This window comes from Actinoalloteichus fjordicus (genome assembly GCF_001941625.1).
Taxonomy (GTDB): domain Bacteria; phylum Actinomycetota; class Actinomycetes; order Mycobacteriales; family Pseudonocardiaceae; genus Actinoalloteichus_A; species Actinoalloteichus_A fjordicus.
In genome coordinates this window covers 458,968-485,129 of the sequence record NZ_CP016076.1, presented here as the reverse complement: position 1 = coordinate 485,129, position 26,162 = coordinate 458,968, and the positions used below count along the sequence as shown (strand labels likewise).

Sequence of the window (26,162 nt, the reverse complement as noted above, 5' to 3'; positions counted from 1 at the left end):
GTCTGCGCCGGTCGAGCCGCAGGCGACCGTGCGGTGTCGCGCGTCACACCGCCGGGTGGTCGGTGCGGCGGCGGCGAATCGGGCACCATCGGAAGCCGTGAACACGAGTGAGGCAGACCGCGCCAGCGACACCGACACCGCCGCCGTCGCGGCGGCAGACGCGATGAAGACCGCGAACGACCTCAAGCCCGCGAACGACGTGACGACCTCGGCAGGCGCCCCCTCCGGGCGGGACGACCGCCCCGTCGCCGTGGTCACGGGGGCGAGCGCGGGTATCGGCGAGGCCACCGCCCGCACGCTCGCCGAGGCGGGCTTCCACGTCGTGATCGGCGCCCGCCGGGTCGACCGACTGACCCGCCTCGCCGAGGAGATCGCAGGCACCGCCCTGCAACTGGACGTCACCGATCGGGACTCGGTGGCCGCCTTCGTCGCGGCGATCCCCGCCGCCCGGGTGCTGGTGAACAACGCGGGCGGCGCCCGAGGCCTGGCGCCGGTCGCCGAGGCCGACGAGGACGACTGGCGCTGGATGTGGGAGACCAACGTCATCGGGACGATGCGGATCACGAAGGCGCTGCTGCCCGCCCTGATCGCCTCCGGAAACGGCCACGTCGTCACCGTCACCTCGATCGCGGCGATCGAGGCCTACGACAACGGCGCCGGGTACACCTCCGCCAAGCACGCCGAGAGTGCGCTGCACCGCACGCTGCGCGGCGAGCACCTCGCCGATCCGGTCCGGTTCACCGAGATCCTGCCCGGCATGGTCGAGACCGAGTTCTCGCTGGTCCGCTTCGACGGCGATGCCGAGCGCGCGGCAGGCGTCTACGCGGGCCTGACGCCGCTGACGGCCGAGGACGTCGCCGAGACCATCGGCTTCGCGGTCACCCGCCCGGCACACGTCAACATCGACTCCATCGTCCTCAAGCCGCGGGCACAGCACTCCGCGATGCGAGCCGTCCGGGAGAGTTGAGCAGCGCGGAGGGCGAGCGGCGGTGAGCCGGGGGGAGTCCTTCTTGAGTCGCCCGGCCGCCGACAGCACGGGACGGTCCGTCCGCCGGACTCGGCCATCGCGGCCGAGGATGCGTCCAGTCGGGTCACCGCGCTCGATGCGGTGACCGCCCGCCCGGCGCGGCGGCCTGCCGGTCACGGGCGGCTCAGTGCCGACGGGTTCGGGGACGGCCGATCGGTGCAGGGCGGTCCTACCGTCGCCGAGATCGGCGCTAATCCACCCCGCCTGCGCGACACAGCTCATCCGTACCGGCGGAAAACCGCAGCTCAGCCGACGCGGCGCCGGGCGGCGTGCTTACCGTTCGCCCGACAGCATCGATTCGGCCGATCGGAGCAGCCATGAGCGAGGTCACCGCCAACCAGCCCACCGGGACGCCGACGTGGATCGACCTCGGCATCCCCGACCTGGCGCGGGGGATCGACTTCTACCGCGCCGTGTTCGGCTGGGAGTTCGTCACCGGCCCGCCCGAGACGGGCAATTACACGATCTGTCAGCTTCGGGGCAAGGCCGTCGCCGGGCTCATGGCGAATCCGGACGCCGACGCCGCCGACTTCTGGTGGAGCGTGTACCTGGCCACCGACGACTGCGACGCCACCGTCGAACGCGTCGTCTCGGCGGGCGGCACGATCGTCAATCCGGCGATGGACGTGATGGACCAGGGCCGGATGGCGATCGTGCGCGATCCCGCAGGCTCCCAGTTCGGTCTCTGGCAGGGCAGGGCTCTCGTCGGCGCGCAGCTGGTCAACGAGCCGAACTCGCTGGTGCGTAACGACCTGATGACCCAGAACCCGGAGCCGACCGCCGAGTTCTACGCCTCGGTCTTCGGCTTCACACCCGAACGCAACACGCAGATTCCCGGCATGGAGTTCCTGTCCCTGATCCGGCCGGACGGTCACGACGTCGGCGGGATCTTCGCCGCCGACGGCACGATGCCCACCGGCTGGGACACCACGTTCGAGGTCTCCGACGTTGATGCGGCTGTGCAGCGGGTCGTCGCGGCGGGCGGTCAGGCCAGCACCCCGGAGGACTTCCCCTTCGGCAGGCTGTCGATGATCACCGATCCGTTCGGCGCCCGGTTCGGCGTGCACGCGATGCCCTGACCGACGAAGAGTGCGCGCGCCACGCCTGCTCGTGTCCCGGAACTGCGCGTGAACAGTCTGCGCGCCGCCGCCCGCTCCTCGGGCCGGGCGAGGACCCCCGACGGTCTTCGCCCTGGCCCGGGGCGGGCGAGGCGCCGTCGGCCCTTAGAGCCTGTCTTTGGTCCCCCCTGGAGTCGTGAGCGGGGATCAGCGTGGCTCAGCTGCCAGGCGGAGGAAAGAGACATAACGGAGTTATGTCGACTGACGACAACGCCGCAGATCGCCGCGCTGGCCCCGCGCAACAGGAAGGCGGGGATCAAGGACAGGCTCTTGCAGGCAGTCGGCGAACGCCGACCGGTGACGGGGTCAGCCGGACGAGGAGATCACCCGAAGCCGGGGACGGCTCACCCGGATGCCCAGCAGCTCCCGCAGACAGGGCAGGCCGATCCGCAGCCGCTCGGCGAGGAGCGACAGCGGGAGGCCCTGATCGGCCGCCAGGTCCAGGGCCTTGACGAGCAGAGCGGGCTCCTCGCCGGGATGCTCCCCCCGAACCGGTTCGCCAGACCGCCAGCCCAGCCTGGTGAGCGTCACCATGAGCTGTCGGAACACCGAGTCGGAGTAGACGCCGAGCGTGCGGCCCCGATAGGCCATCGCGGCGATGGACACCCCCCAGCGACCGCCCAGCTCGGCGAGCGCGACGAGGTCGGTGGGGTCGGGAAGCAGGTCGCCGAACACCGCTTCCGGCATCAGCAGCTCGGCGGCGAAGGCGTTGGCCTCGCCCTCGTGATGTGCACTGCCGGGGGCCGGGTCCGGGTGCAGCATCAGGTGGCCGAGTTCGTGGGCGACGGAGAAGCGACGGCGCAGCACGTCGCCCTTGTCGGTCAGCACGATGATGGGTCTGCCGTCGACCGGCGCGGAGAAGGCGTCGATGTTCTTGCGTCCGCGCCGGGAGCTGCCCGACTTCGGTCGCGCGTAGGCCGCAGATCCCGGCGAGCCTGCCTGTGCAGGCGTCGAGGAGCCCTTGGCGGCCGGGCCCCGGGCCGCCCCGGCACCGCGCAGCCGGGTAACCACCACGCCACGGGCCTCGAGGTGCCGGACCAGATGCGGCAGCGGCCCGTCACCGAATCCCCAGGCGTGCCGGACCGCCCGCGCCGCTGCCGCCGGGCTGTCCGCCGCGACGGCGTCGAGGTCCACCGGCGGCAGGTTCACCACCTCTTCGACGCGGACGACGATCTCCCACAGCAGTTCCACCTGGGCCAACGCCTGATCACGCTCCACCACGGTGGTGGCCCGCAGCGAGCGGAAGTGCGCCCGCCCGGTGTCCAGCCGCAGCTGAGGCCGGCCCGGCTCGAAGAAGCTCACCGGCAGGCCGAGCGTCTGGGCGCATCGCTCTCTGACGTCGGCCGGCGGCGTGGCCAGGCCGGACTCGTACCGCGCGACGGTGGCGGGGACGCGATCGATCGCGGCGGCGAGGTCCCTGGTGTGCAGCCCCGCGAGCCGTCGACCGAGCACGAGCCGCGCCGGGTCGAACGGCCGGTCCTCTCGCGGGGAACCCGTGATCGTCATGCCGCCCCCGGTGGTCGCCGCTCGTCTTAGACCCTGTCCTTGATCCCCGCCTTGCCGTTGCGCGGGGCCTGCGTGGCGATCTGCGGCGTCGTCGTCGGTCACCATGACTGGAGTCATGGCTCCCTCTCCGCCTGGCAGCTCAGCCACGCCGATCCCCGCTCACGACTCCAGCGGGATCGAAGACAGACTCTTGCCGGCGACCAGTCTCCCCCGTGGCGGCTCGCGCCGTGCCACGAGGGTGGCCGGAAGTGGATCTTGAGCGGCGTCAGCCGGCCTCGGGCCGGGCCTGCGGGTCGTCACCGTCGGCGGCGGGGTCCGCTGCGCCTGCGGCCTCCTCGCCACGCGGCGAGAGATCGAGTTCCGGCAGGTCCAGCATGGGCTGCGTAGGCCCGTCGGGAATCGTCGTCGAGGGCGCGGCCGAGCCGATCCCGTCGATCACGTCCCGCAGGGGATGCAGCCACGTCCAGGCGATGCCGTGCTGGGCATTGCGGCTGCCCTGTCCCACCCACGCCTCGGCGAGCCCCTCCTCGGAACCCGTCCACAGCAGGAAGATCACCTCGCGTCCGCCGCTGACGGCGAACTTGGGGGTGAACAATCCAGGATCGAGGTCGGCCGGGTCCACGTCGGGCATGGCCAGGCTGCGTTGAACGTATCCCTCCTGCAGGAGCGGTTCGTCCGGCGAGCCGCCCTTGGCCCGACACTGATAGATCAACGCCTGCGGAGTGCACAGGAATAACGACTGCCGCGACTGGTCGGACTCGACACCGCTCAGTTCCTCGGCCATTGCCTCGGCCGTCCCGACCAGATAGTGATAACGGTCGGTGCCGAAGCTGTGGGTGTTCGCCCAGTCGGCCTTCGAATGGCGTCGCCGCAGCTCCTGGAGGTCCCGCGCGGCCGTGTGGCTGTCGGCGAGCCAGCCGAGCAACGCCTCGGCGAAGCGCACCGGGGCGACCGGCGCGACGAGATCGGCAAAGCGAGAGACTCCTCGACGGTATTCCGCGACCACTGAAGCACTCCTGACATCGCCGTCCGTGTTTCATCGCCTTTCCTCCGTTGTACCCGGCAAGGGCGACAATTCGCGTCGACCATCAGGGCGGACTCGTGCGGCGGCGGCAGCAGGCCGCTACTCCTCGGCCTGGGGAGCGGCTGGCGACGACTCCGCCGTGTGGGCGCCCTCCACCGCCGCCCACCGCCGCCTCGGCTGCCGGGGATTCGCTCGCCGGCCGTGGCCGACCGCTGCGGCAGCTCGAGAGCGGCGTCACCCAGGTTCGGGGTCCGGGGGTCCCCGAGCTTCGCCGAGATTCACGACTGGCACAGCGGCTCATCGGTGGCCGAGCCTGCGCAGTATCCGGCCACGCTCATGTCGGTGAGAAGACCGCCGGTGTTCCGGAATGACGGCATAGAATCCGGCTCGGATTCGACACGGCACCGGGATGAAACAGGATCGAATATCGCCTCGACGATTGTCCAAAGGCGACGACGCAGGTCGCGGTGGCACCCACCCAGGCGACCCGGCGTCGATTCTTCAGCGGGGAATCGTCAGGCGACCATGCGGCTGCCCAGGCTGAGTTCCAGGTCGTCCTCCAGCGCGGCCAGCTCGTCGACGGAGACCAGCACGGCCAAGGAGCGACCACGGCGAGTGTTCACCACCAGGCCGTCCGCCTGCTCCACCGGCACCCCTGTGCCCATACCACGATCCACGATGTCTCGCCCCTCGATCATGTTCATGCCGGTGTTCTACCCGAACGGACTGACACTCAACCAACGATTTAGCCCTGCTGCGGACTGTCTGCACCCATAAGGAGTAATGCCCGCCATGGACACGCACAGTGAGCTACCGGCCGCCGCCGACCAGGGCAGGCAGGCGTCGGGCCTGGCGCCCGGGGCGCAGGCTGGCCGGCCGACAGGCGGACCGTCATCACCCGAGATGACTACAGACGAATTGCGGGCAGTCCAGCAGAATCGTCGAATGGCGCGAAAAGGCCCACCTCCTCGCCGCTGCGGCCATCCGACACAGGACGGCACCCCGTGTCGAAATCCCGTCGACCGCACGTCGACATTCCACCGCCGCTGCCATCTGCACGATTCACTCGGCGCCTCATTTCGGCAGAAACCCGCGCCCGTTGTCCGCCGATCGAAATCGAGAACGGGCGGCCGCTCGACGGCCACGAAGCCACCCGGCATCCGCACCCCGTCGCGACGCCGGGGCCCGCGCGGCCCGGCGGCGACGCGCACCGTCATCGAGCGGCATACCGCCCGCGCCGCCTGGCAGGGTCGGGTGCGGGCGCGATCGAGGGCGCTGGCGGGTGCGGCCGACTGGCAGGCGCTGGTATCAGCGGGGGCGACGGTGTGTCCGGTGCTCGCCGACGTCGCCGAGGAGCTGTGTCGACTGCGCAACCGCTTCGTGCGCGACGTGCAGGGCGTCGTGCGACGCGCCCTCCGAGACCGGCCCGAGGTCGTCCGCAGGGCCGTCGCATCCCTCGCGGAGAAGTACGCCGATCACCAACTCGGCAATCTGCGAGACGTGGCGCTCGCCCTGCGGGTGATCGGCGTCTATCTCTGCGTCGTCGAGGCCCGGCTCGACCGCTGCCGCTGTGTCCGCCCCATGGTGCGCGAGGCCGCCCCGGACGCGGTGAAGGCCAAGCTGAACGAGGCGCTGCCAGCGCTGCCCACGCCGTGACAGACCACCGGGGGCCGTCGGCTGCTGCCGCGAGCAGTCGTCAGAGCGCGCAGTTGACCAGCACCGGCTCCGGGTGGAGTTCGATGCCGAAGGCGGTCTCGACGCCGTCGCGGACCTCGCGGGCCAGCGCGAGCAGCTCCTCGGTCGCGGCGCCGCCTCGGTTGGTCAACGCCAGGGTGTGCTTGCCGGACAGAGCCACCCGACCGCTCGGCCCCGCGTGTCCCTTGTGGAATCCCGCCCGCTCGATGAGCCAGGCCGCCGAGAGCTTCACCTGATCCTCGCCCGCCGGATACTGCGGCACCGGCACGTCCGCTCCGACCTCGGCCGCGATGACGGCCAGCACCGCAGGCAGATCGGCGCCCGCGACGAGCGGGTTGGTGAAGAACGACCCGGCGCTCCAGGTGTCCGGATCGGTCGGGTCGAGCACCATGCCCTTGCCAGCCCGCAGTCCCAGGACCGCCCGGCGAACCTCGACGATCGGCGCTCGGGCACCGACCTCGACGCCGAGCGTGCGGGCCAGCTCGGCGTAGCGAATCGGCCGGGACTCGGCATCCTCGTGCAGGAGGAACCGGGCTCGCAGCACGACGGCGTCATCCTGGCCCTTGAGCACGCTGGTCCGGTAGGCCAGTCCCAGCTCGGCCGCAGGCACGGTGCGCGACTCGCCCGTGCGGCGGTCGAGCAGGTCGACTGAGGTCAGCAGCTCCGACACCTCGACGCCGTAGGCGCCGACGTTCTGCACCGGCACCGCGCCGACCCGACCGGGAATCCCGGACAGGCACTCCAGCCCGGAGAGTCCGCGCGCCACGACGTCGGCGACGACGTCGTCCCAGTCCTCCCCCGCCTCGACGACGAGTTCCACGGCACGCGCTCCGCCGGGTCCGCTGTGTTCGCCTGCTCTGTTGCCTTCGCCGGCTCTATCGCCCTCGCCAGCTCCGCCGGCTCTATTGCCTTCGCCGGCTCCGCCCGCTCTATCTCCTTCGCCGACTCCGCCGGCCGAAACCCGCTCGAACCGCCGCCCCCGCGTGGCGATCCGCACCACGATGCCGGGGAATCCGTCGTCCGACACCACCAGGTTCGAGCCGCCGCCCAGCACGAGGACGGGCGTCGCGCTCGCGTCGGCGGCGGTGACCGCCTCGATGACCTCGGCGGACGTCTTGGCCTCGATGAAGCCTGCGGCAGGGCCTCCAAGCCGCAGCGTGGTGTGATCGGCGAGCGGCACGTCGGCTAGCGGGGCGGCGACGCCTGTCGCGGACCCCGACAACGGTGTGGTCACGGGGGCCAACGGTAGCCTTTCGTGCCATGGCCCGTCCCATCCAGTTCAGCGTGCGCACCGATGACCTCAAGCCGGAGAAGCTCTATCTCCTCCTAGTCGACGAGGAGTACCTGGCGGGCAGGCTGCGTCGGCTGGGCGGCCCGAACGCCGCACTGATCAGCAGACAGGCCGACGACGCGGGCGCGACCGTGCAGTTGCGGCACGGGATCTCCGCAGGCGATCTGCCCAAGGCGGTGCGCTCGCTAGCCCCGAACGGGATCGTGATCGACCGCACCGAGACGTGGACCCGCGTCGACGATCAGCGGTACGAGGGCGTCGTGATCGCCGAGGTCGAGGGCGCACGGGTCCGGATCGAGGGCCGGATGCTCGTCGAGGCGCACGGCATCGGGGCGCAGATGCTGGGCACCGGCACCGTCACCGCCCGCATTCCGCTGATGGGCGGCATGGTGGAGGGTCTGGTGGCCGAGGAGGTCAGCAAGCTGCTGAACGCCGAATCGCGATTCACGCTCGACGTGATCGCGGGCAGGCCGACGGACTGACGCGATCGATGGCGAAACGGGTGCCCCGGCTGGCGGCCGGGCGGGCTCGAACGCTGGGGCTGCCCACCAGGGGGACGACCAACCCCAACCGGCTGCGCCGGGTGGACCGGTGGATGACGGGGACTGCGGCGGTGACGCGAACCCTGCGCGCCGCCGAAGATCCGCTGGTGGTCGATCTCGGCTACGGCTCCTCACCGGTCACCACCCTGGAGATGGCGCGGAGGCTGCACGCGGTACGGGCCGACCTGCGCGTGTTGGGGCTGGAGATCGATCAGGAGCGCGTCGCGGCGGCGCAGCCGACGGCACGGCCGCCCGCGCTGGAGTTCGCCAGAGGCGGCTTCGAACTCGCAGGTCGCAGGCCTGCCCTCATCCGGGCGTTCAACGTGCTGCGCCAGTACTCCGAGGCCGACGCGGCCGAGGCGTGGCGGACGCTGCTCGGCAGGCTCGCGCCGGGCGGGCTGCTCGTCGAGGGCACCTGTGACGAGATCGGCCGTCGATGCTGCTGGGTGACGCTCACCGAGGCAGGCCCGTCGACCCTCACCCTGGCGTGTCGCCCCGCCGACATCGAACGGCCGTCGGACCTGGCCGAGCGGCTCCCCAAGTCGCTGATCCACCGCAACGTGCCGGGTGAGCGGGTGCACGCCCTCTTCACCGACCTCGATGCCTGCTGGGCCAACGCGGCGCCGGTGAGTCCGTTCGGGCCGAGGGCGCGCTGGGTGGAGACGGTGTCCAGGCTGGCCGACCGGGGCTGGCCGCTGCGAGACGTCCGACGCCGCAGTCGGCTCGGGGAGCTGACCCTGAACTGGTCCAGTGTGGCGCCCGTGTCCTGACCGCCTCGGCGGCGCGGCACGGTGTGATCGACGCCGCCGACGCGGCCCGGCAGGCCAGGCCCGGCGGCCGGGCGCAGGCGGTCCACTCGGCGCGGCAGGCGCGGGGCGCCCGCCGCGATCCGAGTTCCGTCGACCTCCCGCCGGGCGAGAAGCCGAGGTGCACTCGGCCGCGCAGGCTCGACAACCCGTGGCACCGCCGGAAACGAGGCCCGTTCTACCCGACGGAATCGAGCACTCGCCGGTCAGGAGAGCAGGGCGGGCGCCAGTTCTCGCCACTGGTCGACGTCCACGGTCGTCGAGTCGTCCCCGAGCGCCTGAATGCAGACGTGGTCGGCGCCCGCGTCCAGGTGGGCCTGCACTCGGGCGCGGATCGCCGCCGCGTCCCCGCCCACGACCACGGCGTCCACCAGCCGATCGCTGCCGCCGTCGACGAGGTCGTCCTCGGTGAAGCCCAGCCTGATCCAGTTGGCCGGGTAGGCGGGCCGCGCCAGATAGCTGCCCACGTGGGCTCGGGCCCGCCGCCGCACCACCTCGTGATCGGTGCTGAGCACCACCGCCTGTTCCGGCACCACCAGCGGGCCGGGGCCGAGCGTCTGCCTGGCCAGCGCGGTGTGCTCGGGCGGCACCAGGTAGGTGTGGGTCCCCTCGGCGTGGCTGCCTGCCAGGGCCAGCATCTTCGGCCCAAGGGCCGACAACACCCTGGGCTGTCTGGGCCCTGCGACGTCGAGGCCCATGGCGGCCGTGGCGGCGCGGGCAGCGTCGAGGCCGGTCAGGTAGTCGCGCATCGCGGCGAGGGGCTTGTCGAACGGCAGGCCGAGCAGGTCCCGGACGAAGGCGGCGTTGCTGGTGCCGAGGCCGAGCAGGAAGCGATCCGGGTGGGCGTCCGCGAGCCGAGCGGTGAGGGCGTTGACGGCCCACGGCTGCCGCAGCGAGATGACGGCGATCCCGGTGGCGAGGGTGAGCCTGCTCGTGGCGCGGAGCATGGCGTCGGCGTCCAGGAAGGGGTCGCGGGTGACTCCCTCGCTCAACCAGACCGCGCCGTAACCCAGCTCTTCCACCTCGGCGGCGAGTTCGGCGTTGCGCTCGGGCGACTGCCAGGCCGTGCCGTTGGTCCAGACACCGACTCGGCCCAGGTCGGGCAGGCGGCGAACTCCGTGCTCGGTCATCGCGTTCTCCTCCTCAGAGCCTGTCTGCGATCCCGGCTGTCCTGTTGCGCAGGGCAGGCGCGGCGAGCTGCGGCGTCGGTCGGTCACCATCGGTCCCTCCGGCCGCCGTGCAGCTCGTCCACGCCGATCCCCGCTCACGACTCCAGCGGGATCAAGGACAGGCGTCGAGACTGCCCTTCCTGACCTGCTCCGCGACGTCGTCACCCGGCGTCGGGGACGATGGCGGGGCAGGCATCCCGGTGGAACTGCCACCGGGATCGGAAGAAACGGAGTGTGTCTCCGCTACGACGGAGCATATACGGAGACACTCTCCGATAATTGCGGGAGTCCGATGACCACCCATGGCACCCCGTCGACCGCAGGCACTCCCCGGCCCCTGCGCGCCGACGCTCGACGCAACAGGGAACGGCTGATCCACATCGCCCGAGAGCTCTTCGCCGAACAGGGCGTCGGCGCCCCGCTCGACACGGTGGCCACCCGGGCAGGCGTCGGGCCGGGCACCCTGTACCGCCACTTCCCCACTCGCCAGGCGCTGCTGGACGCGGTGTTCCGCGAACGGATCGAGAGGCTGTGCGCGCAGGCCCGGGACCTGCTCGACGCGCCGTCCCCCGGCGCGGCCCTGCGTACGTGGTTGGGCATGGCGCTCGCCGACGCGGGCGTCGTGCACGGCGTCGCGGCCACGGCGTTGATCACCTTCCAGGACGACGAGTCCGGCGACGAGGTGTCCTGCCACGACCTGCTGCACCGGGCGGCGGCCTCGCTGCTCACCCGCGCCCAGCAGAAAGGCGAGATCCGCGCCGACCTGACGGCGCCCGAGCTGATCAGACTGGTCGCCGGAATCCTGACCGCCGCCGAGCACCGCGACGGAGACCGGACGGAGCCGGACCGGGCCGTGGCCGACCGGATGTTGACGCTCATGATGGAGGGGATCGAGCCGAGGACGCCGCTGAGCTGATCACCAGCGCTCGCCCGGCTCCGACGAGATCGGACTCGGCCGCGCCCCGTCAGGCCACCCGCGCCGACGAGCCTGGTCAGCGGGGCTGCCACACTCACTGACCGTGTCGAGAGTTGAACGCCGTTACGTGATCTCCCTGGGCTGCCCGGACCGCACGGGAATCGTCGCCACGATCGCGGGCTTCCTCGCGGAACTGGGCGGGTGGATCGTCGAGGCGTCGTACCACACCGATCCGGACACCAACTGGTTCTTCACCCGCCAGGAGGTCCGCGTCGACTCGCTGGCGTTGACCGCGGAGGAGCTGCGCGAGCGGTTCGCCCCGGTCGCCGCGAGCCTCGGCGAGCGGACCGAATGGCGGATCAGCGACACGGGCGAGCGACAGCGCGTCGTGATCCTGGTGTCCAAGGCCGCGCACTGCCTGTACGACCTGCTGGGGCGGGTGGCGGCGGGCGAATTGGACGTCGAGGTCAGCGCCGTCATCGGCAATCACGACGGCCTCGCCGCCGTCACGCAGGCGCACGGCATCCCGTTCCACCACGTCCGATTCCCTCGGGCGGGAACGGACGAGGCGGCCCGGCTGGCGGCCTTCGCCGAGATCCGCAAGATCGTCGACTCCCACGACCCGCACGCCGTCGTCCTCGCGCGGTTCATGCAGGTCTTGCCGGTCGAGCTGTGCGCGGCATGGGCGGGCCGGGCGATCAACATCCACCACAGCTTCCTGCCCTCGTTCATCGGCGCCCGGCCCTACCACCAGGCGCACGTCCGAGGCGTGAAGCTGGTCGGCGCGACCTGCCACTACGTGACGGCGGAACTCGACGCGGGCCCGATCATCGAGCAGGACGTGATCCGGGTCGACCACACCGACTCCATCGACGACATGGTCCGCAAGGGCCGCGACATCGAGAAGGTGGTGCTGGCCAGGGGACTGCGCTCGCACCTGGAGGATCGGGTGCTGATGCACGGCAACCGCACGGTGGTCTTCTAGCCGGACCGCTCGCCGACGCGGTCGGCAGCCCCGCTCCAGCCGGGTCAGCCGAGCGGGCGACCGAGGCCGGGAGTGACCTCCGCACCAGGCAGCTCGGGCAGGACGGCGCCGGGCACGACGAGCTTGCTGCGCCGAAGGCCGCTGCCGATGACGACCCACTCGGCGGCCACCACCGCCGGGTCGAGCAGCAGCGGCCACTCGGCGGGCAGGCCGACGGCGGTGATGCCGCCGTACTCCATGCCCGCGAGGTCGACGGCGTCCTGCTGCGGGGCGAACGAGGCCTTGCGCACGTCCAGGCGCCGCTTGACGACGCCGTTCACGTCGGCGCGGGTGTTCGCCAAGATCAGACAGGCCGCGAACCGACGTTCGCCCTCGCGCTTGCCCGCGACGACCACGCAGTTCGCCGAGGACTCGAGCGACAGGCCGTAGTGCTCGGTCAACGCCGCCGTGTCGGCCAACTCCGGATCGATCGCGACGACGGCACAGCGGGCCGCCGAGGCCTCGGGCAGCGCCCGCAGCCCGGCCGCGACCGGATCGGCGAGCAGGTCGAGGTTGTCCAGGGCCGGGATCAGCGCCAGCCCGCCGAAGGTCTCGGGGAAGGTCATGGCCGAGAGGCTAGCCGGCGGGTCTGCTCCCGCCGACTTCCGCCGTGTCCGATCGTGTGTCCACTCACCATCCGGGAGCGTGTCGTTCCGCCTTCCTGCTTGAGGTCTGCGTCGTCCCGCTGCGTCAGCACCGAATGCGCCAGCAGCCCCGCCCATCAGGCGCGTTGCTTCCCACCGGTGGCCGGGCGTGCGCTCGGTCGCACAAGTTGTCCACAGGTTTGCGGAACTCGGTCGACTTCGATTCGACGATCGGGCACCATGGCGACGGGCACTGAGAGTGAGGGATCGTGCGATGTCCGTAACGGAGGTGGTCGAGCAGTTGCGGCGAGCGCATGCCCTGCTGTCGGAGGCACGGAACGCGGCAGTAGTGGCAGAGACGGCGATCAGCGAGGGGAGAGAGATCTTCGACCAAGGCACCGCCGGGTCGGTCTGGCCACAGGTGCACGAGATGCGCAGACTCGGAGCCGAGGCCGGCGACGACGTACGGCTGGCCCATACGGCCATAGTCCAGGCACAGGACATCATCGACGGCTACTGCATTTCCATCGCAGGACACGGAATCGGCGCTGGCGGCCGACCATAACTAGATCGATTGCGGCGATCTACCAGGACCGCCTGGTTAGAGATGACGCGGGATACGCCAGGCGAATCGGGCGCTGGGAACGCGGAGAACAGCAATCCCAACCCTGGCAACGTTTCGACCGGACGGGCCGCAGGGGCCTGATCCCGAGTCGCCGCCTGTGCACGCTGGGCGCGGAGCCGTAGGCCTCGGCGCCTGGAACTCTCGCTACAAGACCTGGATCTCTCGGTAAGCACGGAATGATCGGATGGCGAGGAGTGTGAAGAAGGTGAACACCTACCACGATGCCGGTGACCGCCAAGCCAAGCGCCCGCGTACGCAGACCGCGATCGTAGACCAGCACGCAACGTGGATTGCAGTGAATCCCATCCAGGGCTGCCCGAAGAGTTGCTCGTACTGTTTCCTGAACGAGCGAGGCCAGACTGCCGTCCGGCCCGAGCAGTTGGTCGACCCAGCGGAAACTGTCGACTTGCTCACTGCGTCGCCGTACTACACACCAGCTCGCCCCATCGCGTTATACACGTGGACCGACGTGATGGCACTGCCCGATTCCCGTGCGCACCTCGCCGATCTGCTAGCCGTGCTGGTCCAGAAGAAGATTCACAACCCCATCGTTCTCATCACCAAGTGCCCGATCCCTGATGACACGCTCGACACAGTGACGACGACCCGGCAGGCCGGATTGCGAACGATTGTGTACTTGAGCTACTCCGGGTTGGGGCGCGATGTGGAACGCGGCATTCGACACGAAGAGTTGAAGACCAATTTTCCGCGGCTGGCGCAGGCTGGCGTCCCAGTTGTGCACTACTGGCGTCCCGCGTTCCCGGAGTCGGCTACTACAGGCACGATGGAAGCGGTCTTCGATTGGGCGGCGACTTACGCGCGGTGCACCATGGCCGCCGGCTTGAAGGTCGAATCCGCTGCGTTGCCCCGGTTAGCCGGGCTGTGGCCAGCGCTGGTCACTACTCCAGGAGTCACCACAGCCGAAGGTGTCTACCCGCGAGCGTTCTGGAACTTCATTCACGCAACCCACCAGCGCCGTCCAGATCATCCGTTGTTCCACACCAACTCCTGTGCCTTGGCCTACGTGCTCGGCCAACCCGACAGGTTCGGGGTGTTTGGCAGCGACGTATGCACGGCACGCAACCACTGCCCAAACGCCCAACGTCTCCGTTGCGAGGCTGACATCCTCCGCCGCCCTGCCCCGACGGACGCGACCATCCGAACTGCGTTGGACCGACGTGGGTACGCCGACACGCAGTTCACCTTCGACCATCCTCGTGGAGAAGTCGTGATCCATGCGGTCCTACCCACCAACACCGCTGCCGCGCTGACGCACGATCTCGGCATCCGAGTCCGCGTCGCCCGCCAGCACAGCGACCCCTATTGGAGCAGTGGAACGGCCGGTGCCCTACCGCTGGTCATCGGTGATGCCGGATGACACCCGAGAACCTGGCCTGCGTGCTCGCCGACGTGCGCCGGCTCCGCGTAGGTTTCGCAGGCACCGCGCCGCAACCGTGGACCGCGACCACGGCCGCCGCCGAGGTGACCGTTCAACTCGGGCACCTCGCCCTGTGCCTGCTTCGCCAGTGGGGAACCGACACCACCCACCTCGACGATCCGCAACGGCCGATCACCAACACCGGAGACGAACTAGCCGACGTCCTGTTGGCCGTCCTCAGCGTGCCGACGCTGGCGGATACGGAGCCCGCCAGCCTCCCCGCCGCCCGACCGGCGGGCCGTGACGGCGAAGTCGAGCAACTCCTACGCCTGCTGATCACTCTGGGCCAACTCGCCGAAGCCGCCATGATTCACGACGGCTTCCGCCACCGACCCACGGGCACACCGCCATCGATCCAGACGGCCAGCGCCACCGCAGTAACGGCTGCCACCACGCTGGCTGACGGTCTTAGGCTCGATCTGCTCGCTGAGTTCCGCGCGATGGTGGTCGACGCCGAAGCCTTCCTCCGTAGCAGGGACCCCTCTCGATGACCGGCCAAGGTGACTTCGCCGCGCATCGGCGCGACGGCGAGGACGTGATCAAGGTGCTGAACGGCCAGCACCCGGCAGGAACTCGCTTCACAGCGGTAGCGCAGCACGTCGGCGCGAGTGGGATGAACGTCTACCTGTCCAGGCTGCGAGCAGCCGGCGTGACCCTGCCGCCGGGCCTGTCGGTGGAATCCGCTCGGCCGCTGGCGGTGCGACATCTCTGGGTCACCGGACCCGTATTGCTCGACCACGCTGGCGTCGACCCCTCACGTTTCGTCGACGCCGTGATAGAGATCGCCGGCTGGGTGCGTGCTCTGGACTCCACGGATGCCCGCGTAGACAGCAACCTGGCCAACTTCTGCCTCGCTGACGATCGCGTCGTGCTGGTTGACGTACTGCCGCCACTCATTCCGAGTGTGCGCCCGGAGCCGTCGAACTTGTTCGACGTGCTCTTCACCGCCTTGTGCTTCGACACCACGGTGATCCTCGACGCGCTGATCGGCTATGCCGCACGTGCACTGCTGCGCTCCGATATCAGCCTGGCTGGTCACCGAGGACAGGACCTCGCCCACCAGGTACCGCAGGAGTTCGCCGCGCTCGTCGAGACGTCGTTCCCCGCGTCGTGGTTCCAGGCGCGGGCCATGTTGGCCTTGCGCGGGTTGGCAGGAGAAGCCGAGCCCGCGAGCGTCCATGACTTCTTCACCTTGACTTCCGTTCGGGCGTTCCGGGATCTCTCCGAGGCAGAGCGGGCTGACCGCATCCGGCAGGTCGCTCAGACTGTGAAGGAGCTTGTCCTCACGTGAACTCGTCAGCCGATCCATCAAGAAACCTGTCCACATGGGGCTGCCACGCTGGGGATGTGGCGTTCACGATCGCTGCACCACCCGAATGGCTGTCTGCACAGCGCGCGTATCTGTCGGACTTCCTGACAACGCCGCCGAGAGAACTCGTCCTGGCCGCGTTCAACATCCGCGTACACACCGACGGCGCGGCCTTCCGCCAGGTTGCCGAGGTAATCAGGCGCTCGCCGACCACCGGCATCGTCGAGCCGGTTACCGGACTGCTGATGAAGGAGGCACGTCAGGCGACCGGTCGCCGCTGCTACGTCATCGCCACGGACAACGTGGAACACCAACCGGGTGCGTACGCCGTGGCCGTGCAAGGGCAGGACATCGACTTGTTTGTCCATGCTGGCACCGGGAATGCACATCGCTATCCGATCCGGCTTGTGCGGGAGGCCATGCTGCGCACCTATGAGGACGCGGGCGGAGTCATCTTCCACGCGGCCGGTGTCGATGTCGACGGCGTAGCCGTAATGGTCTGCGGACCTCGTGGTGCGGGCAAGACCACTGTGACGGCGGCCCTTCTCCGGTCGCCCGGGGCCGCCCTGCTGTCCAATGATCGGCTTGTCGTCTACCAGGGAGATCACGTCATCGCTGTGCCGTTGCCCGTACCGACCGCAAGAGGCACGATCCAGGCATTTCCTGAGCTGGAGCACCTCGTTCACCGCCGAACCGCCGACGGAAGCGAATTCGACAGGATGCCTGCGGACTTCGGTTCGGTGGTCAAGCACGCCTTCACCGCTCGGGAGTTCGCCGAAGCGTTCGGCGCCAGCCTGATCGCACGGTCGACGTTGCGGCTGGTGGTGGTTCCCAGACTGGCGGACACTGACGAACCGGCCCGCGCGCGTCGCCTGCCGATGGCCGCAGCCCGCCGCGTCATCGCGGCGAACTGCTTCACCCCGCGGGATGAGTTCTGGGTTCGGCCCTGGCTGGTCCCTCGCCGCAGGACGGACGTGCAGCTTGATAACCAGGCAAGCGCCGCTATCGAGTACCTCGCAACGACCGTACCGTGCATTGAGATGAGTTTCGGCGTGCGGAACGCCGTGGGTGATCTCGTCCGCGCCCTGAACAACGCGACGGAAGGTCTTGGATGAAGGGCATGGGCTGGACGGCGGTGGTGACCGCAGCGGGGCAAGCGACGCGGTTCCGGCCGTTTAGCGCCATCGTCCCGAAGGAGATGCTGCCGGTCGGGCATCGCCCCGCCCTCGACCACGTGATCGCCGAATGTGTGGGAGCCGGAGCCGCCACCGTCATCGTCGCGACCCGGCCCGATGACCTTGTCGTGTCCGCCTACGTGGACGTGTTGCGTGAGGATGGCGTGCCGGTGGAGGCGGTCGCCGAGGACCTCGGGCACGGCTACGGCAATGGCACACCGCTGCTCACTGTCCGGGAGAGGCTCGCCGCAGAAGAGTCGTTCGGCGTAGCGTTCGGTGACGATGTGGTGCTGGGTGGACACGACCTCGCCGCAATGCGGGTCCTAGCCGATGACGGGGCCGACGCCGTGATCGCGGCACAACTGGTTGCCCATGCCGACATCGCGTCGTTCGGTGTCGTCGACATCCATCGCGACGATCCCGACCGTGTGATCGGCATCCGACAACGGCCCGACCCCGCAACCGTCGCGGAGCCCCTCGCGGTCGTCTCCCGGCTGATCCTGCGACCCTCGATCTTCGAACTGCTCGTCCCGACAGAGCGGGCTCGGGGAGAACTCGACCTTGGCGTTGCGGTCGGCGAACTCGCCCAGATCGCTGACGTACGGGTACACCGGATCACCGGACGCTGGGTCACCGTCGGTGAGCCACGCCGATACCTCGAGGCCCTCCAGACCTACTGGCAACTCCAGACCGAACTCGCCGACCGCCACTGAGGACAGCTGTGAAACTGATCGACGTTTTCAACGACCGCTATGAACACATCGGCACAGAGGACAAGAAGATCGCTCACGCCAAGGGCTTGTGGCACCGCACCTTTTCGGCGCTCGCGATCAACTCCACTACCCAACGCGTGGTACTTCAGAAGAAGGCTCCGGGGCGGTACACCTTCGATCGACCGGACTACGCTGACATCACCGTAGGCGGCCACTACCAGGCTGGCGAGACGATTCCCGAAGGCGTGCGTGAGGTCCACGAGGAGCTTGGGTTGCACATCACCTACGGCGACCTGTACCCGATCGGCCTGCGACAGACAGCCGTCACCCTCGCCCCCGACTATATCGAGCGGGAGTTCCAGCACTGGCACTTGATCCCCCTGGACGTGGCCCTAGAAGAGATTCCGCTCGCCGACGCCGAAGTGTCCGGCCTGGTGGAGATCGCGCTGGACGACGCGATCACGCTTGCCGACGGCGCCACCGACGCCGTGCCCGCCCGCTACGCCACTCGCACCGACAACGGCCTCGAGTACAGCGAGGCGACTCTGACCACGGCCGACCTGATCCCCAACTACCTCAAACTCGACCAGCTCTACCTGCGTCTGTTCGTCGCCGCACGTCGTTTCTGCGCGGGCGAACGGACGCACGTGTTCTGGTGACCGCCAGCGATCGTTCTGTGCGCATTGCCGTCGTCGTGGGCACCCGCCCCGAAGCCATCAAGCTCGGCCCGGTCGCCGAACTCCTCGGTAGCGAGGCACTCGTCGTGCACACTGGCCAGCACTTCAGCGCTGGCATGGCCGGGCAGATCACACCGGACATCGTGCTCGACGCCCACGTCGACCGCGACATCAGCCGTGGCCACCAGCTCGGCGACCTGGTGACCGCTCTCGATCAGGTCCTCACTCTGCACGAACCGGACGCTGTGCTCGTGCAGGGAGACACCACGTCGGCGCTGGCCGGAGCGCTAGCCGCGAATGCCACCAGCACGCCGCTCGTGCATCTTGAAGCCGGTCTGCGCAGCTTTGACCGCGCAATGCCCGAAGAACACCACCGCGTGCTCATCGACCACCTCGCCGACCTGTGCTGCGCCCCGAACTCACTCGCCAGGGACAACCTCTTAGCCGAACGCATTGTCCCGGAGCGCATTGAGATTACTGGCAACACCATCGTCGAGGCTGTTGCCACCGCACTGCCGGACGCACAGAAACAGGCACACATCCTCTCCGGTCTCCGACTGACGCCCGGCAGGTTCGTGCTGGCGACCATCCACCGACCAGAAAACGCCGACAACCCCGTCAATCTCGCCGCCATCCTGCGTCAACTGGTCGCATCACCCATGCCAGTCGTGTTCCCCCAACATCCCCGGACGCGGCGCAACATCAGGACGTTCGGGCTTGACCACCTCGCCTGCCAGCTCCGGCGGACTGAACCACTCGACTATCCGGTGCTGCTCGCCCTCATTCGCCACGCAGCGGGTCTTGTTACCGATTCGGGTGGTATCCAGGAAGAAGCCACGATCCTCAAACGCCCCATCCTCATCATCCGATGCAGTAATGAACGCCCCGAAGTCGAGCACGCCTTCGGCAGCAGGATGCTCCCCTGCGACGAGAGGATCAGCCAGACCCTGGTGACCTGGATACGCAACGCCCCGGCGATCAACGCCCGCCTAGCGAGCCTCCCGACGCCGTTCGGGGACGGTACCGCGTCCAGCCGCGCCGTACAGGCTGTGCGCTCCCGGTTCGGCCACGGCAACCACCAGCACGCCACCGAGGTACGTGAGGCGTAGAAAGCCCACACTGCACGCCCGAAGCCGAACAAGCCAGGCCCGCTCGAACTAAGGATCTCGCGGCGAGCATCAACAGGGAGTGCCCTGCCGTGGCCCGCGCCGAGTATCTCGGCGATGGCAGCATCCCGCGCGGCACGGTGATCTACTGATCCGACGGTGACGCGCGGAGTCCAATAGTCCGGTCGGTGGAAAGTTCCCGTCCGCGCCCACCCCGCGTCAGAGGAGGCAGGCTACCGGTGGCCGGTGTGCGCTCGGTCGCACAAGTTGTCCACAGGTTTGCGGAACTCGGTCGACTTCGATTCGACGATCGGGCACCATGGCGACGGGCACTGAGAGTGAGGGATCGTGCGATGTCCGTAACGGAGGTGGTCGAGCAGTTGCGGCGAGCGCATGCCCTGCTGTCGGAGGCACGGAACGCGGCAGTAGTGGCAGAGACGGCGATCAGCGAGGGGAGAGAGATCTTCGACCAAGGCACCGCCGGGTCGGTCTGGCCACAGGTGCACGAGATGCGCAGACTCGGAGCCGAGGCCGGCGACGACGTACGGCTGGCCCATACGGCCATAGTCCAGGCACAGGACATCATCGACGGCTACTGCATTTCCATCGCAGGACACGGAATCGGCGCTGGCGGCCGACCTGGTCGGGTCGATGTCGGGAGCATCGCGGAGCGACGGTGAGGTGGGCGCGGGCGCGCCGCCCGGCAACGACGGACCGGCGGACCGTGGCGCCACCGCGCGAGAGGAACAGGAAGCGGACTGGATCGCCGACCGAGAACGCGCGGGCGTGATGATCAACCCGCAGAACGTCACCCGCATCAGCAAACTGCCGGACGGGCGGATCGTCTGGGTGGAGGGACGGAACCCAGATGGCGGCGAAGAGCACATTCTGGATTGGCGACGCGTAGAACAGTTCGGCAAGATGCGGGTACCTAGAGAAGATATCATTCCGCTGGTGTTCGCCGCTCTCGAACGAGGTGAGGTCGTTGGATATAGTGGCGTCAACCGCCGAGTGTATGAGGTGGTATTCAAAGGCGAAAGGCGACGTATTGCCATCACTGTCACCCGCGACGGGTTGATCGTAGGCGCACATCCGATCTCACTCAAGCATAAAGTCCGCAGACGTCTTCATAGGAGCTAAATTGTCTCGTTCTATTGTAGTGGCACTGTTGGTCGGCTGGGAAGAAGATCCCTTTTATTACCACGGGTCCGACCCGGAAGAGTACGGACATTCAATCGAGGACGCCGCAGAGGAATTGCAACTTCCCGACGACCTGGTCGCCGACATCGTAGCGTGGGATGCCGAGTATCAGGCGACGTTCAAGCCTGATGATCATCGAAATTCAGGCTTCCCGAGCGTCAAGGTCGAGGAAGCATGGCGCGAACGGGGGAAGGCGCTGGCGGAACGCATCAAACGTGAATCGCCCGTAGTGTCTAGCGTCAATTACCGGGCCAACGGGGTGATTCCCGACTATTCTTGCATGTTCTGACCCCACTGCCCGAGGAGTGCGGCCATCGGGCGGCCTTGCGCCAGAGAGATGGTCTTCCTCCGGAAACCGGTCCGCCAGCAGTTCGCGTTCAGCATCACTCAACCGCAGCATTCACTCTTTCCGCATGGGAGCTGAGATGACTCGATCTGTTGACGTAGGATTTCTCGCCGGCTGGCAAGAGGACCCGTTTTACTATGATTGGGACGATCCAGAAGAGTACTGCCATTCCATCGAAGAGGCTGCGGAGGAATTGCAGCTGCCAGCTGACCTGGTCACAGAGATCACAGCCTGGGATGCCGAATATCAGGCGACATACGATCCGACCGGTTCGCGCGGGCTGGAGTCTGGGTTTCCGTCGCCAGAGGCCGAGGAAGCCTGGCGCGAGCGCGGGAAGGCACTGGCAGAACGCATCAAACGGGAATCACCCGTAGTAGTGAGCGTAGACTACCGAGCCGACGGAGTGATTCCGCCGCACACTTGCGTATTCTGATCCCTCGCGCACAGGGAGTTAGATTGTCTCGTTCTATTGACGTATCATTGCTGGTCGGCTGGCAGGAGGAGCCCTTCTATTACTATGCAGACGACCCCGAGGAGTACGGCCACCCGATAGAGGAGGCAGCGGAGGAGCTGCAGCTTCCTGCCGATCTAGTCGTCGAGATTATCGCCTGGGATGCCGAGTACCAGGCGACATATAAGCCGGACGATTACCGGAATTCAGGTTTCCCGAGCGAGGAGATCGAAGAGGACTGGCGTGAGCGCGGGAAGGTCCTGGCGGAACGGATCAAACGAGAATCACCCGTCGTGTCGAGTGTCAATTATCGGGCCGACGGGATAATTCCCGACAATACTTGCATGTTCTGAAGTTTGGGTCCACGCAGGAGGCTCGGCAGCTCCGGTTCGAGATGGCCATGACAATTCCCCTCCCCCGTATCCTGCGGACGAGACGGAGGTCACCCAGACCGCACTGGAGATGGCGTGGTGACCCGTGGTCGGCAGAAGCGTCAGCTGGCGTTCGCGAAGAGAGATAACAGCGCGGTACGATCAACCAGACTCAGGCTTCCCAGCAGGTACCTCGAGGAGGCATGGCGAGTGAGTTGTTCTGCGATCCCCCAGAAAACGCACTCGCCTTGCTCCTAGCCGGGATGGGGATTCTGGACAGCTCCGCCGCTCAGTGCGGCCTACTGCCAATGGAATAGATCACTCGATGTGATCCGGCCGAGTACTGGGCAGCGGACTCGGCCGAGACGTCACGTTGCAGAGGCGAGTTCGAAGTGCATCTCGGGGGAGAAGTCCGGGCAGCCGCCGGGTTCCCCTGGCCCCGACCAGTATCGAATAGACAGAGTACGTTCTTCGGGTCGATACGACGACGACCAGAGCGTGCCGCCGAGTACCGACCCGTCTTCTGGCCGTAGCGTACTCACTGCGACCTTCTCCGCAACGGAGGCAAGGTGCTCGGAGGTGAATGATCCGGCGGGTTCAACAATCAGGTCGGTCTCCATCAGGTTCAGCCGATCAAGCGAACCACGGACCTCCGGGTCGTTCTGCGCCGAGTCCGGCAACGGCCGGAGCAGGCTGTGATTGGTCGAGCACATCGGTTCGCCCCGCGCCATCCGGATCTGCATCACATTGTCGTCGCCGGGCTCGGCCAACATCACGGCACCCCCGGCGTCGGCGATGACGTAATGGCAGGGCAACCAGGACAAGTATGGCTGCTGCTCTTCGAATACCCGCTGGGCATCCTGGACGGTGCGACAGCGATCGAGAATGAAGCGAAGCACCTCGAACTCGTTTAATCCCGGCCCGACGGCAGGAGGCGCGAAGACCGGACTAGTCTGGTCGATAAGCTGCATCATCGAGACCACGAGGCCGGCTTCGTTGATGCCGTCGATCACTCCGTTACAGAGATCGAAGGCGCACATGAACAGTGCACTCATTCCTCCGTCAGTCGGGTGAACCTCCATCAGGTAAGGCTCACTCAGCATGGCAGGTGCTTCCGGGGCACCCGGACCGAGAATCATCTCCGGTAGCGAGAGAAAACCGAAATCGAAATTGCGCTGCACCACGAGGCCGGCATCTGTCGTCGGAGTGGCGACCACCGAACAGCCCATCACCTGCGGGGGCACTGGCAACTGCACGTTGTATCCCACGCCGAGTGCATCGACCCGTGGGTCCGATGGGTCCAGACCGAAGGAGCGGGCGATCCCCGCGCCGCGCACCAGCAGCTCCGGATAATGGCGGGATGCCCACTCGCGCCGACTGGCGACTAATTCCTCAGGCAGCAGTAGGTCCTGCGCCGATACTCCATATCGTGAGCGAGCAATGTCGCCAAGCGATTCGCCGATCTGCTCGTTGGTCCCGGACAGACGCACGTGACGTACGGTCAAACGCGCATCTGTCGAGCGGTACACCAGCTCATCCATTATCGCCCCCAATGCTCAATACTTTGGAGCTTGTAGTATCGCACGCAGTCCTGTCGGCCTCTTACTGTGCGCTGTGCATCGCCGGGAAGTCGACCTGAATAGGCCCGAGCTTCGATCACTGTGTCGATAATCTGCGCGGTCGGGCGCCCGCTCCCCGACCGCCACGCGGGTGGCGGCCACCCGCTGACCAGGTGGCCGCCAGTGACTCAACGGAGCCGGTCGGCCCGGATCGACGCGACGAAGACGCCGAAGGCCGCCCGGTCAACCACGAGGGTGCCGCCGTCCCGGTTCTTCGTGTCCCGGATGCCGACCACACCAGGCGCGTAGCCGACTTCGACGCAGGAGCTCTGCTGACCAGACCGGCTGCTCTTCCGCCAGCCGTGCAGTACCGTCATGCTGCCTCGCTCCCTGATGATGATCTTGGACAGTGCCGCAGAAGCCGCAGCCCTGACCACGCCCCGCCTACTGAACGCCACAGGTCGGCATCGCTCTGCCCGCACTCATCCTCTGCCTGTAACGGACATCGAACTCCGTAAGCTCCAGGTCATGGCAACTGTGCGTGTACACCCCATCCAGCTCGAGTTTTCCGTTAATGACGGAATTCAGACGTGCAACCTCTGTGGTGGGGAGGAGCGTTGGACGGCTCCCACCGAGCCGACCGTCCACGGTGAGCGACTCCGGCGCACGCTTCACCTGGTCCACCTCGTGAAGCAACACCTTCCCAAGGTCCAGGCGACGTTCACCGCACAAGGACGGCGGGAAGAGGTCTCAGTCACCGATGGCGAAGCCGCCGAAGGATGAGTTCGACCGTGATACGAATCATTGCCACAAGGCGACGACAAGGTCAAGGATCTTGTCGGCACCGACAAGGACGACGCCTGACAGCACCTGATGCCCGTACCTTCAGCCCCGCCCCGAGTACACGTCGGGACGCTGTTGACAGCATTCCGCCCCGACGCCTCGCGGTAACGGGGCGGAATGCTGTCGCGTGTGTAGTGGCTCTGATGCGGCACCCGCGTGGCCGGGTGACCGCCGTGGGCTCAGCGGAGCCGGTCGGCCCGGATCGACGCGAGTAAGGCGCCGAAGGCCGCCCGGTCGACCACGAGGGTGCCGCCGTCCCGGTTCTTCGTGTCCCGGATGCCGACCAAGCCTGAGGCCTGGCCGATCTCAATGCAGTTGCCTTGTTTCGCCGACCGTGCCGACGTTCTCCACCCACTCATGGGTTGTACCGTCATGGTGATGCCTCGCCTCCAGCGTGGTGATCAGCGGCGGCTGTGATGACCTTCAGTGAGTCAGCCGGGGTCATCGCAGCCGCTCGCAGGCTACGACGCGCTTCGAGGAAGTGGGCAACCTCGTCAGCCGCATCGAGGAATGTTCCGTGGGTCATGTGCTCTAGATGGGCGATCGGCGGCGCATCCGCAAACTCCCACACCGTGAAACTTCCCGCGTGCGCGTCGAGCATCCCCGCGTCGTTCCGCAGGACCAGAACCTCGAACTCGCCCCGGCTGGCACGGGCGGTGATCTCTTGGAGCTGGTCGGCCATCGTCGCGCGGCTACCGATCCGACGCCACAGCACTGACTCATCGAGAATTACTTCGACCGTCGGGGCCGAAACGCCGCGCATGACCTGCTGACGGCCCATTCTCGTGAGCACGAGCGAGTCGTCCGCGCCGTCGACACCACCGTGGATGACTGCGCGGGCATAGGCGGGAGTCTGGAGCAGACCGGGCACCAGGGTCATCGTCCATTCGGTGATCGCCGTTGCGTCCTGTTCGTACATGAGCAGCGTTGCGAGCTGCTCGGGCACATGGCCGACCGTCCATCCGGGACGACCGTTTCCCTCAGCCAACCCGAGTATGTGATTCCTCTCTTCGGGTGAAGCTTCCAGTGCGCCGAGGAGACTCGACAAATCACGAGGTGAAAGCCATTTTGTGGCGCCTTCGATCCTCCCGAGGATGGTGGAGTGAATGCCGATTCGTCGGCCTACCTCACGGGCGGACAGGCCCTTCTGTTCACGCAGGGTGCGCAGTGCGTGTCCGACAGCCCTGGCCCTGGGAGTTCTAGTCACGCGCCTCATGTGACACATGGTAACTCCTCCAATACAGATTTGCTGGACCGCGACCATTTGCATCAGGTGTCACTGTGGCGAACGATCGCTGTGTGGCGCCCCAGCTCGGGGCGTGTCTCACGGGGGTGAGCGAATGACCGTCGTCCTAATCGTCCTCACAGCGTTCGGCGCCTGGTATGCCGCGCTTCAACTCTGGTGGGCCGTCCGATGACCGCTCTCGGAGGCGACACCGCAACGAGGTGGGCAGGGGTCCGGCCTGTCGCCCTCGCCCACTGCCACGACCCGACCTACCGAGCTGTCGACGTCGCGGTCTGCGGCGCCGTGATCCGTCCCGCCGATGACGGCGAGCGGTTGCCTCGCTGCCCCGGCTGCTTCCCCGGCGGTGACTGATGAAGCCGTGGATGCGCAGGCGCGAGGGCGAGACCGAGCAGGACCGCAGC

The 26,162-nt window shown here is 67.8% G+C and carries 30 protein-coding genes; 20 read left to right on the top strand and 10 right to left on the bottom strand.

The window, feature by feature from the left end; translation table 11 throughout:
- The first annotated feature begins 97 nt into the window (after nucleotides 1-97).
- Both UA74_RS02185 and UA74_RS02180 read left to right on the top strand, forming a co-directional pair.
- Nucleotides 98-967, top strand: coding sequence for an SDR family NAD(P)-dependent oxidoreductase (locus UA74_RS02185; protein ID WP_232237602.1), 870 nt, complete (start codon nucleotides 98-100; stop codon nucleotides 965-967).
- 377 nt (nucleotides 968-1,344) lie between these two features.
- Nucleotides 1,345-2,106: a VOC family protein gene (locus UA74_RS02180; RefSeq protein WP_075738425.1), complete on the top strand. Its 762-nt coding sequence runs from the start codon at nucleotides 1,345-1,347 to the stop codon at nucleotides 2,104-2,106.
- A gap of 345 nt (nucleotides 2,107-2,451) precedes the next feature.
- Here the strand turns inward: UA74_RS02180 and UA74_RS02175 are convergent, their stop codons facing one another.
- The 3 genes from UA74_RS02175 to UA74_RS02165 all read right to left on the bottom strand — a co-directional run bounded on the left by UA74_RS02175 (nucleotide 2,452) and on the right by UA74_RS02165 (nucleotide 5,379).
- Nucleotides 2,452-3,768 carry an XRE family transcriptional regulator gene (locus tag UA74_RS02175; RefSeq protein WP_083682860.1) on the bottom strand — a complete coding sequence of 439 codons (1,317 nt, stop codon included), beginning with the start codon at nucleotides 3,766-3,768 and terminating at the stop codon, nucleotides 2,452-2,454.
- Between the two features lie 148 nt (nucleotides 3,769-3,916).
- Complete coding sequence (locus tag UA74_RS02170) at nucleotides 3,917-4,657, bottom strand: hypothetical protein (protein ID WP_157442142.1); 741 nt, start codon at nucleotides 4,655-4,657, stop codon at nucleotides 3,917-3,919.
- A gap of 533 nt (nucleotides 4,658-5,190) precedes the next feature.
- Nucleotides 5,191-5,379 (bottom strand): hypothetical protein, encoded by a 189-nt coding sequence (locus UA74_RS02165; protein ID WP_075738419.1) that lies wholly within the window; start codon nucleotides 5,377-5,379, stop codon nucleotides 5,191-5,193.
- A 550-nt stretch (nucleotides 5,380-5,929) separates the two neighbouring features.
- On the opposite strand from UA74_RS02165, the gene UA74_RS02160 reads away from it, so the two are divergent.
- Complete coding sequence (locus UA74_RS02160) at nucleotides 5,930-6,331, top strand: hypothetical protein (RefSeq protein ID WP_075738417.1); 402 nt, start codon at nucleotides 5,930-5,932, stop codon at nucleotides 6,329-6,331.
- 40 nt (nucleotides 6,332-6,371) lie between these two features.
- On the opposite strand, the gene UA74_RS02155 is transcribed toward UA74_RS02160, so the two are convergent.
- Nucleotides 6,372-7,604 carry a UDP-N-acetylmuramate dehydrogenase gene (locus UA74_RS02155; protein ID WP_232237601.1) on the bottom strand — a complete coding sequence of 411 codons (1,233 nt, stop codon included), beginning with the start codon at nucleotides 7,602-7,604 and terminating at the stop codon, nucleotides 6,372-6,374.
- Nucleotides 7,605-7,630: 26 nt separating this feature from the next.
- Here UA74_RS02155 and UA74_RS02150 point away from each other — a divergent pair, with 26 nt between their 5' ends.
- Both UA74_RS02150 and UA74_RS02145 read left to right on the top strand, forming a co-directional pair.
- On the top strand, nucleotides 7,631-8,143 hold the full coding sequence (locus UA74_RS02150) for a DUF2505 domain-containing protein (RefSeq protein WP_075738413.1): 513 nt from the start codon (nucleotides 7,631-7,633) through the stop codon (nucleotides 8,141-8,143).
- Between the two features lie 8 nt (nucleotides 8,144-8,151).
- The gene (locus tag UA74_RS02145) at nucleotides 8,152-8,973 is read left to right on the top strand and encodes a class I SAM-dependent methyltransferase (protein WP_075738411.1); all 822 of its coding nucleotides are present in this window, start codon (nucleotides 8,152-8,154) and stop codon (nucleotides 8,971-8,973) included.
- Nucleotides 8,974-9,215: 242 nt separating this feature from the next.
- Here UA74_RS02145 and UA74_RS02140 read toward each other — a convergent pair whose 3' ends face one another.
- Nucleotides 9,216-10,139 carry a TIGR03620 family F420-dependent LLM class oxidoreductase gene (locus UA74_RS02140; protein ID WP_075765912.1) on the bottom strand — a complete coding sequence of 308 codons (924 nt, stop codon included), beginning with the start codon at nucleotides 10,137-10,139 and terminating at the stop codon, nucleotides 9,216-9,218.
- Between the two features lie 331 nt (nucleotides 10,140-10,470).
- Between UA74_RS02140 and UA74_RS02135 the strand changes: the two genes are divergently transcribed.
- Complete coding sequence (locus tag UA74_RS02135; protein ID WP_075763755.1) at nucleotides 10,471-11,094, top strand: TetR/AcrR family transcriptional regulator; 624 nt, start codon at nucleotides 10,471-10,473, stop codon at nucleotides 11,092-11,094.
- 103 nt (nucleotides 11,095-11,197) lie between these two features.
- On the top strand, nucleotides 11,198-12,079 hold the full coding sequence (gene purU, locus UA74_RS02130; protein ID WP_075738407.1) for a formyltetrahydrofolate deformylase: 882 nt from the start codon (nucleotides 11,198-11,200) through the stop codon (nucleotides 12,077-12,079).
- 44 nt (nucleotides 12,080-12,123) lie between these two features.
- Here the strand turns inward: purU and UA74_RS02125 are convergent, their stop codons facing one another.
- Nucleotides 12,124-12,684, bottom strand: coding sequence for a YbaK/EbsC family protein (locus tag UA74_RS02125; RefSeq protein ID WP_075763753.1), 561 nt, complete (start codon nucleotides 12,682-12,684; stop codon nucleotides 12,124-12,126).
- Between the two features lie 292 nt (nucleotides 12,685-12,976).
- On the opposite strand from UA74_RS02125, the gene UA74_RS02120 reads away from it, so the two are divergent.
- The 13 genes from UA74_RS02120 to UA74_RS02070 all read left to right on the top strand — a co-directional run bounded on the left by UA74_RS02120 (nucleotide 12,977) and on the right by UA74_RS02070 (nucleotide 22,095).
- Nucleotides 12,977-13,267 carry a hypothetical protein gene (locus tag UA74_RS02120; protein ID WP_157442140.1) on the top strand — a complete coding sequence of 97 codons (291 nt, stop codon included), beginning with the start codon at nucleotides 12,977-12,979 and terminating at the stop codon, nucleotides 13,265-13,267.
- A 265-nt stretch (nucleotides 13,268-13,532) separates the two neighbouring features.
- Nucleotides 13,533-14,705, top strand: a complete 1,173-nt coding sequence (locus UA74_RS02115; RefSeq protein WP_075743313.1) for a hypothetical protein — start codon at nucleotides 13,533-13,535, stop codon at nucleotides 14,703-14,705.
- Nucleotides 14,702-15,256: a hypothetical protein gene (locus UA74_RS02110; protein ID WP_075738401.1), complete on the top strand. Its 555-nt coding sequence runs from the start codon at nucleotides 14,702-14,704 to the stop codon at nucleotides 15,254-15,256. Before UA74_RS02115 ends, UA74_RS02110 begins: the two co-directional genes overlap by 4 nt.
- Nucleotides 15,257-15,300: 44 nt before the next feature.
- Entirely contained in the window at nucleotides 15,301-16,056 is a 756-nt protein-coding gene (locus UA74_RS02105; RefSeq protein ID WP_232237600.1) for a hypothetical protein, read from the top strand.
- 56 nt (nucleotides 16,057-16,112) lie between these two features.
- Nucleotides 16,113-17,189 carry a phosphoenolpyruvate carboxykinase (ATP) gene (locus UA74_RS02100; RefSeq protein WP_083682859.1) on the top strand — a complete coding sequence of 359 codons (1,077 nt, stop codon included), beginning with the start codon at nucleotides 16,113-16,115 and terminating at the stop codon, nucleotides 17,187-17,189.
- Nucleotides 17,186-17,962, top strand: coding sequence for a sugar phosphate nucleotidyltransferase (locus UA74_RS02095; protein WP_075738399.1), 777 nt, complete (start codon nucleotides 17,186-17,188; stop codon nucleotides 17,960-17,962). The genes UA74_RS02100 and UA74_RS02095 overlap by 4 nt, the downstream gene beginning before the upstream one ends.
- Nucleotides 17,963-17,970: 8 nt before the next feature.
- The gene (locus tag UA74_RS02090) at nucleotides 17,971-18,621 is read left to right on the top strand and encodes an NUDIX hydrolase (protein WP_075738397.1); all 651 of its coding nucleotides are present in this window, start codon (nucleotides 17,971-17,973) and stop codon (nucleotides 18,619-18,621) included.
- Nucleotides 18,618-19,748, top strand: coding sequence for a non-hydrolyzing UDP-N-acetylglucosamine 2-epimerase (gene wecB / locus UA74_RS02085; protein WP_232237599.1), 1,131 nt, complete (start codon nucleotides 18,618-18,620; stop codon nucleotides 19,746-19,748). The genes UA74_RS02090 and wecB overlap by 4 nt, the downstream gene beginning before the upstream one ends.
- A 350-nt stretch (nucleotides 19,749-20,098) precedes the next feature.
- Entirely contained in the window at nucleotides 20,099-20,425 is a 327-nt protein-coding gene (locus UA74_RS02080; RefSeq protein ID WP_157433946.1) for a hypothetical protein, read from the top strand.
- A gap of 1 nt (nucleotide 20,426) precedes the next feature.
- Nucleotides 20,427-20,885: a hypothetical protein gene (locus tag UA74_RS31390; protein ID WP_157433945.1), complete on the top strand. Its 459-nt coding sequence runs from the start codon at nucleotides 20,427-20,429 to the stop codon at nucleotides 20,883-20,885.
- 19 nt (nucleotides 20,886-20,904) lie between these two features.
- Nucleotides 20,905-21,234 carry a hypothetical protein gene (locus UA74_RS31385; RefSeq protein WP_157433944.1) on the top strand — a complete coding sequence of 110 codons (330 nt, stop codon included), beginning with the start codon at nucleotides 20,905-20,907 and terminating at the stop codon, nucleotides 21,232-21,234.
- 124 nt (nucleotides 21,235-21,358) lie between these two features.
- Nucleotides 21,359-21,724, top strand: coding sequence for a hypothetical protein (locus UA74_RS31380; RefSeq protein ID WP_157433943.1), 366 nt, complete (start codon nucleotides 21,359-21,361; stop codon nucleotides 21,722-21,724).
- 23 nt (nucleotides 21,725-21,747) lie between these two features.
- Complete coding sequence (locus UA74_RS02070; RefSeq protein ID WP_157442139.1) at nucleotides 21,748-22,095, top strand: hypothetical protein; 348 nt, start codon at nucleotides 21,748-21,750, stop codon at nucleotides 22,093-22,095.
- Nucleotides 22,096-22,481: 386 nt separating this feature from the next.
- Here UA74_RS02070 and UA74_RS02065 read toward each other — a convergent pair whose 3' ends face one another.
- The 4 genes from UA74_RS02065 to UA74_RS02045 form a co-directional block, all read right to left on the bottom strand.
- Nucleotides 22,482-23,654: a C45 family peptidase gene (locus UA74_RS02065; RefSeq protein WP_083682858.1), complete on the bottom strand. Its 1,173-nt coding sequence runs from the start codon at nucleotides 23,652-23,654 to the stop codon at nucleotides 22,482-22,484.
- Between the two features lie 206 nt (nucleotides 23,655-23,860).
- The gene (locus tag UA74_RS02060) at nucleotides 23,861-24,049 is read right to left on the bottom strand and encodes a DUF397 domain-containing protein (protein ID WP_075743308.1); all 189 of its coding nucleotides are present in this window, start codon (nucleotides 24,047-24,049) and stop codon (nucleotides 23,861-23,863) included.
- Between the two features lie 645 nt (nucleotides 24,050-24,694).
- On the bottom strand, nucleotides 24,695-24,874 hold the full coding sequence (locus tag UA74_RS02050) for a DUF397 domain-containing protein (RefSeq protein WP_083682857.1): 180 nt from the start codon (nucleotides 24,872-24,874) through the stop codon (nucleotides 24,695-24,697).
- 11 nt (nucleotides 24,875-24,885) lie between these two features.
- Complete coding sequence (locus UA74_RS02045; protein WP_075743307.1) at nucleotides 24,886-25,731, bottom strand: helix-turn-helix domain-containing protein; 846 nt, start codon at nucleotides 25,729-25,731, stop codon at nucleotides 24,886-24,888.
- Nucleotides 25,732-26,162: the final 431 nt, after the last annotated feature.